Here is a 6,510-nt window from a genome sequence, read left to right on the forward strand (position 1 = left end):
GAACGCTTACCTCGACTTACTTCGGCTTGCCTCGACTTACTTCGGCTTCGCTCAGTAACACGCTCGGTGTGGAATATGCAGTAGTGAAGAAAAAAGTTGTAGAGGATATCAGAGAGAATTGTCCCAATCCCCAATACTGACAGAAGACCATAAGCCGCTTTTGACATCCCTATTCCCTATTGCCGAGGAAGATGGGGAAGGTCGCTTATCATAGTATATAGGGATGTATGTAGGGATTAAGCATAAACGACTATCTGGGTTGAAGAGGCTAAAAACAGGGCAAGCAGGTTCCTGGGTTATTCACCATTAAAAACCTGCATGTAAACCATGATTCGGCGCGACTTCCTCCCCAACGCTAAGATGGGGTATCCGTCGCAAAAGATGGATGAACAATCAACACTCAAGCCAGTTTAGACTTATAATTTTGACACCAGTCCCCACCTGAGCTATGTTAAACCGTTTCCAAGATCTATTTTCTAAGGGTAAAAAGGGTATCGGGATAGAATTAGCACCAGAACGTATTAGTATCGCCCAACTGCGTAAGCAAGGTCAGAGCTACAAGCTGGTGAGCCTTCATACCCACGAAGTCCCCGAAGGTTTGTTTGACGGAGGGAAGATTATCGATGCCGCCAGTTTAGCTGAACTGCTGACTGAAATTCTGGAGGAGCATAAACTCAAAGTCGAACAAGTGGCTACCGCCGTTCCCATGCGGGAAGCAGTGATCCGGATTATTCCCATTCCCGCTGAACTGGATGACCAAGAATTGCGAGATATGGTGCTAAACCATGAAGCGGGTCTATACTTACCCTATCCTCGCGAAGAAGTGGATTTAGATTACCAGATCCTGGGCTCCTTTATGGACGAAGATGGGATTGAAAAAGTACAAGTCCTGCTGGTGGCAACGCGCCGAGAGGTGACTGACACCTATCTGGATACCTTCCAACTGGTGGGGTTAAAGGTGGATGTCTTAGAAATCAACAGTTTTGCCCTAATTCGTACCATCCGCGAGCAACTGCGACAGTTTCAGCCTCAAGAAGCGGCTGTATTGGTGGATATAGAATTTGATAGTACAGAAATTGCCATTATTGTCGATGGTGTTCCCCAGTTTTCCCGCACCGTTCCCATTGGCACCTTTCAACTCCAGAGTGCCTTGTCGCGAGCGATGAATTTGCCGACATCCAGAAACACGGAACTTTTGCAGGGAATGACGATACCCAACACCCCCGTAGACGGCATTCGCACAGGCGCCACGGGAATTAATCCGGGAATGGCAGCACTGCTGAGAGTTTTAGGTGAACTCGCCGATGAATTGCGTCGTTCCATCGACTTTTATTTAAATCAGAGTGAAAATCTAGAAGTGGCTCAACTCCTCCTCGCTGGACCCGGCGGCGGAATTGGACAACTCGATGAATTTTTCACCCAACGATTAAGCTTGCCTACCACTCAGGTTGATCCGATTGCGGCACTATCCTTAGAGATGGAGCAAGATGTTCCCCCAGTACAACGACCCGGATTGGGAACGGTACTAGGATTAGGATTGCGGGAGGTTTAACCCTAATGTATAGTCTCGATATTAATTTTCTTAAAGATAGACCCGATTATCGCCAACCCGATAAAGGATCTGAGTCCCCCAAAGCCAAAAAACAGATTCAAATGGGGGAAATGACGCCGCTGATTATAGGCGTGATTGTCGGGTTACTGCCGCTGGCTTTAGCCGCCGGAATCGGTTTTTTGTGGCTACCTCAGCAAAATGCCAAGTTAAACCAGGAAATTGCTGAAATCGACGCCGAACTGCAAAGCTTGCAAGCGGAAAAAAATAAAATTAATAACCTGAATACTCAAATCCAAGCGGTGAGACAAGAAACCGAAGCCTTGGCAACGGTCTTTAATCAAATTAAGCCTTGGTCAGCCATTCTACAGGATATTCGCGATCGCGTCCCCAGCGGAGTCCAAATTCAAGCGATTGAACAAACGGAAACTGAAACTGAAGCGGCTGAGGGGACTGAGGGTAGCACCCCCTTACCCACAATTAACGTGGAGATTTCTGGCGTAGCGGAGACATTTGATGATGTGAACAACTTTCTGCTGACGCTAAAACAATCTCCCTTCTTTCAAGACGAAGAAACTCGTATCGTTAGCGCTCAACTGGTTGACAACCCGGCTGAGTTAGAAGTACCGGAAAAGGAAGATAACCAAGATGCTGCTGAAGTGACCTACGACCTGCCTCCAGTGGTAGATTATACGGTTCAGACTAGCTTGACAAATGTCCCCGCCTCTGAGCTATTGCGCGAAATTGACCGCAAAGGAGCGGTGGGATTAGTGGCTCGGATCAAAGCCTTACAGCAGATTGAGCAAAATCAGGCAACGGAGACACCTAGCCCAGCTCTAAGCCCCAGCCCCAGCCCAACCGAGACAACTACGGAGTGATCTAACTATGACTTATGCTGATCCAGATTTTATCCCCGTTGAAGAGCAGGAGGAAGAACCCAGTTATCCGGTGGCGTTTGGGATTACCTTCACGCCAAAAGTGTCCGGAATTCTCTTGGCTATTTTAGGACTTGGTGGGGCAGCTTATCTCGCCTGGAAAGTTGTGCAGCCTGCCTTGGTTGAAAATCAAGGGTTAAGGGCGCAGCGTCAAGAAAAAGAGGGTCAACTCCAAGATCCCCAAGAAATCCAGCAGCAGATTCAACAGAAACAACAGGAATTAGTTCAGGTAAAGCAGCAAAACCAAACAGTGACAGGTTTATTTGCTGATGAACAATCGGTAAATACCTTGCTGCTAGATGTGAATCGGTTTATCAAAGACGCAGACGGAAAATTGACGAGTTATGAACCTGTCCAAGTCAACGAAGAAGAAAGCGATATCGTTACCGATAGTTCCCTGGGAGCAGCCGTTAACGGCAAACTAAAACGCCAAAGCTTTAATTTAGAGATGGAGGGCAGCTTTAACGCAATCCAGTCAATTTTACGGAGTATTGAGCGACTACAAACCCTAGTTGTGGTGAAAGAGTTGACGACAGATATCAGCACACCACAAGGGCTGTTGGTTGATGACCAAGGTACGGTGACACCCATTGTAGAGAAAGATGAAGAAATCATTCCCGGTGCTCCACCGACTCTGACAACAAGCTATAGACTGGATGTGTTGATGCCGTTGAGTGAGGAACAAAAGCAGGCAGAAATGGAAGCGGAAGCAGCCGCTGAAGAAGTAGCCCAGTAGGGAGTTGGGGAGTAGAGACGCGCCATGGCGCGTCTGGGAACTGGGGGAAGAATGTCTGAACCCAGATTAATTAATTAATTTATCCCCATAACATCATTATGATTAAGGTGGTTTAGAGGTCATAAGTGAGGAGTGAATTGTGAGACAGGAGCAACTGTTCAGTGGAATCGCGATCGCGACTGCCGTCTCCCTATCGATAACACAACCCGTCTGGGCGGCGACGGCTCAAGTTACCGCAGTCCGGCTCAATCCTAGAGGCAGTAGTTTAGAGCTGATTCTGGAAACCCAAGCTGGAGATCAACGCCCCCAAGTTTTCCCAGTGAACCGGGGTAAGGATTGGGTGGCTGATATTGTCAATGCTCGGTTGAACTTAAGGGAAGGCAATAGCTTTCGTCAAGACAACCCCATGCCCGGTATTACCGCTGTTACGGTGAGTCAAATCGAACCCAACAGCATTCGGGTAACTGTGAGCGGGGATGAAGATTCACCTCAGGGTCAAATTCTCCAGCAAGAATCTCAGGTAATTACTCTAGGAATTAGTCCTGCTCCCAGCAATCAAGCCGCCGTTTCGATTCCAATTTCCTCGCCCTCTGGGGAGTCAGCGTCAATTACTCCACCAAAGCTACCCTCCTCATCCACTCAACCGAATAGCGCTAGGAGTAGAGAAAATGTCAGTATTCCCCAGCTAGGAAGCAGAAATGCAGGGACGCAGGGAACAGAAACAATTAACGCGGCTTCGAGTAATATTGCCGCTCAATCTGAGATTACCACTCCAGCGAATTTTAATCTTAATCCAGTACCAGAAAATCAACAGAACATTTCCATTCCGGTTGCTCCACCACTGAGGGAATCAGTATCAACGGTTCCGACTTTACCCAATCAAGGGACAACTCGCTCCACTTCAGAGTTCTCATCTCCCGCCACTCCGCGATCATCCCAGCGCTTCAATTCACCCCCAGTTGTTGCCCAAACCCCGACACCGGAAATTCCCCAACCCACCCAAGCCCAACCCACACCCACTCCCATCGTTCCCGCACCCTCACCCGATGTATTAGTTCCCGATCCTCAAATTACCATTGATGGGGTTCCGGCTTCACCGGCGGGGACAGTGCAACCTGTATCCCCTGCACCGCCATTCTTACCGAGAGCCGTTGCGCCACCTGTGGGAGATATTGCGGTGTCTAATCTGAATGCTGCCGCCAGCGAGATTGACTTGGGAACAGCCGCCGTTGTACCCCGCCTCTCCTTACGAGAAGCCCCTGTGCGAGAAGTATTGGCACTGTTGGCGCGATCGGCTGGATTGAACCTTGCCTTTACTGGAGCAGGTGGTGAGGGAGAAGCGGCTCAGGAAACAATTTCCCTGGATTTGGAAAACGAACCGGTTCAAGATGTGTTTAACTACGTTCTTCAGCTTTCTGGACTCCAGGCAAACCGTCGGGGACGTACTATATTTGTTGGTTCGCGGCTGCCTCAAGCGGCACGTAATGTGATTAGTCGCACGTTACGGTTAAATCAAGTTAGCGTTTCCAGTGCTTCTGCCTTCCTGGCAACCCAAGGAGCAGAAGTACAACAGGTGGTTACCCCGATTGAACGAGAATTCAATCAAGAAACAGGAGCAATCATTCGGGAAACCGAACAACCCGCTGAGTTGAGACCCCTAACCGTCAATCAGCCCGGGGAAGCAACGGGTGCTTTGTTGCTGAGGGGATTATCGGTTTCTACCGATGATCGATTGAATGCGATTACGTTGGTAGGTGAACCGCGCCAAATTGAACTGGCTTCGGCTTTCCTGACGCAATTGGATCTGCGGCGTCGTCAGGTGGCAATTAATGTCAAGATTATTGACGTTAATTTGTTGGGACAGGATGCCTTTAATACCAGTTTCTCTTTTGGCATTGATGATGGCTTTTTTGTGGTAGATAATGGGGCTGCAGTATTTAATTATGGTGAGTTTAGACCTGCGGGTCAAACGGACGTAACTGGAAGTACAGCTTCACCACCGATTATCGGCAACCCCTTTGATGGAGCCAATGTTTTTTTCGATCCTAATAATTTTATCGAGGTTGAGGGAGCTGCACCCGGTACGGTCATTATTGATGAACGAAATGGGACTATTCAGAGATTCGGTCGAGGTACGGCAAGATTTAGTGCGCCTTTCCTTAATTTAGACGATCCCCAGAACGCAGGAATCGTTGACATTACAGCACCTACAGACACTGAGATTACAATTGACCAAGAGGGAAACTTCAGTATAACCCCAGGGGAATTCGGTGAAATTGAACTTGAGTTGCCTTCCCTATTCCAATACCCAACAAGATTCCTGGCTGAATTGCAGGCGCAAATAACCAGTGGTAATGCTAAAATTCTCACCGATCCTACCCTCTTAGTTCAAGAAGGACAGACGGCGGGTGTGAATTTAACTCAAGAAGTTGTGGGAAATATTCGACGGGAAACCGAAAGCAGTGATAACTTAACAACAGTGACCGTAACAGCAGAAATTGAAGAAGCGGGTTTAGAACTGGGCATCACGGTTGATCGCATTGACGATAATGGATTTGTCACCTTAAACGTCAATCCTCGCGTCACCTCTATTCGTGAAACACAAGATCTCAGTATTGGAGATGATACCAACCAAATTGCGCTTTTGAACGTGCGTGAACTTAACTCCGGTCAAATTCGCCTGCGTGATGGGCAAACTCTAATCTTGACAGGTATTATTCAAGAGACTGACCGGACAACGGTGACAAAGGTGCCAATTTTAGGCGATTTGCCAATTTTGGGTGCTCTGTTTAGAAGCACAAACCGGGACAATCAGCGTCAAGAGGTAATCGTGTTGCTCACGCCTCAGATTTTGGATGACTCAGAACGTGGCGCGTTTGGCTACAACTATACGCCAGGGCGAGAGGCGCAGGAAGTTTTACAGCGCCGAGGGTTTCCTACGCAGGGGGGTTTTTAGACCATCGGTTCAGCCGTAGGGGTACGGCAGTGTCTATCCGTGTCAACTTAAGCTAGAAACCCCTCACCCCCAGCCCCTCTCCCACTCTGGGGAGAGGGGAGCAAGAAAGGTGTTATATTGCAGGCGTAGCTACCTACGTTTTTCGCTCCCCCTGTATTAGCAGTTAGTTCATCGTCAGAGGGCGCACGTCAGTCATTGGTGTCAACTTAAGCCACATTACCCACGATAGGATACTGGGTGTGGGGTATGGGGTGTGGGGTGTGGGGGGAGCTAGCAATTTTGCCTCACTATGTATTAAAGTTTCCTGTTTGGAAAAAACGTTGTGGATGAATAG

General features: G+C 48.4%; 4 protein-coding genes. All 4 read left to right on the plus strand.

Annotated features, from left to right (window positions below; all coding sequences use genetic code 11):
• Nucleotides 1-448 precede the first annotated feature (448 nt).
• The 4 genes from pilM to RIG66_RS22555 all read left to right on the plus strand — a co-directional run bounded on the left by pilM (nucleotide 449) and on the right by RIG66_RS22555 (nucleotide 6,176).
• Nucleotides 449-1,552, plus strand: coding sequence for a type IV pilus assembly protein PilM (gene pilM, locus RIG66_RS22540; protein WP_446380959.1), 1,104 nt, complete (start codon nucleotides 449-451; stop codon nucleotides 1,550-1,552).
• A 5-nt stretch (nucleotides 1,553-1,557) separates the two neighbouring features.
• A complete protein-coding gene (locus RIG66_RS22545; RefSeq protein ID WP_446380960.1) occupies nucleotides 1,558-2,427 on the plus strand; it encodes a PilN domain-containing protein in 870 nt (289 codons plus the stop codon).
• A 7-nt stretch (nucleotides 2,428-2,434) separates the two neighbouring features.
• Entirely contained in the window at nucleotides 2,435-3,220 is a 786-nt protein-coding gene (locus tag RIG66_RS22550) for a hypothetical protein (protein WP_446380961.1), read from the plus strand.
• 139 nt (nucleotides 3,221-3,359) lie between these two features.
• Nucleotides 3,360-6,176: an AMIN domain-containing protein gene (locus RIG66_RS22555; protein WP_446380962.1), complete on the plus strand. Its 2,817-nt coding sequence runs from the start codon at nucleotides 3,360-3,362 to the stop codon at nucleotides 6,174-6,176.
• Nucleotides 6,177-6,510 lie beyond the last annotated feature (334 nt).

The sequence above is a fragment of the Coleofasciculus sp. E2-BRE-01 genome (genome assembly GCF_040221695.1).
GTDB lineage: Bacteria > Cyanobacteriota > Cyanobacteriia > Cyanobacteriales > Coleofasciculaceae > Coleofasciculus.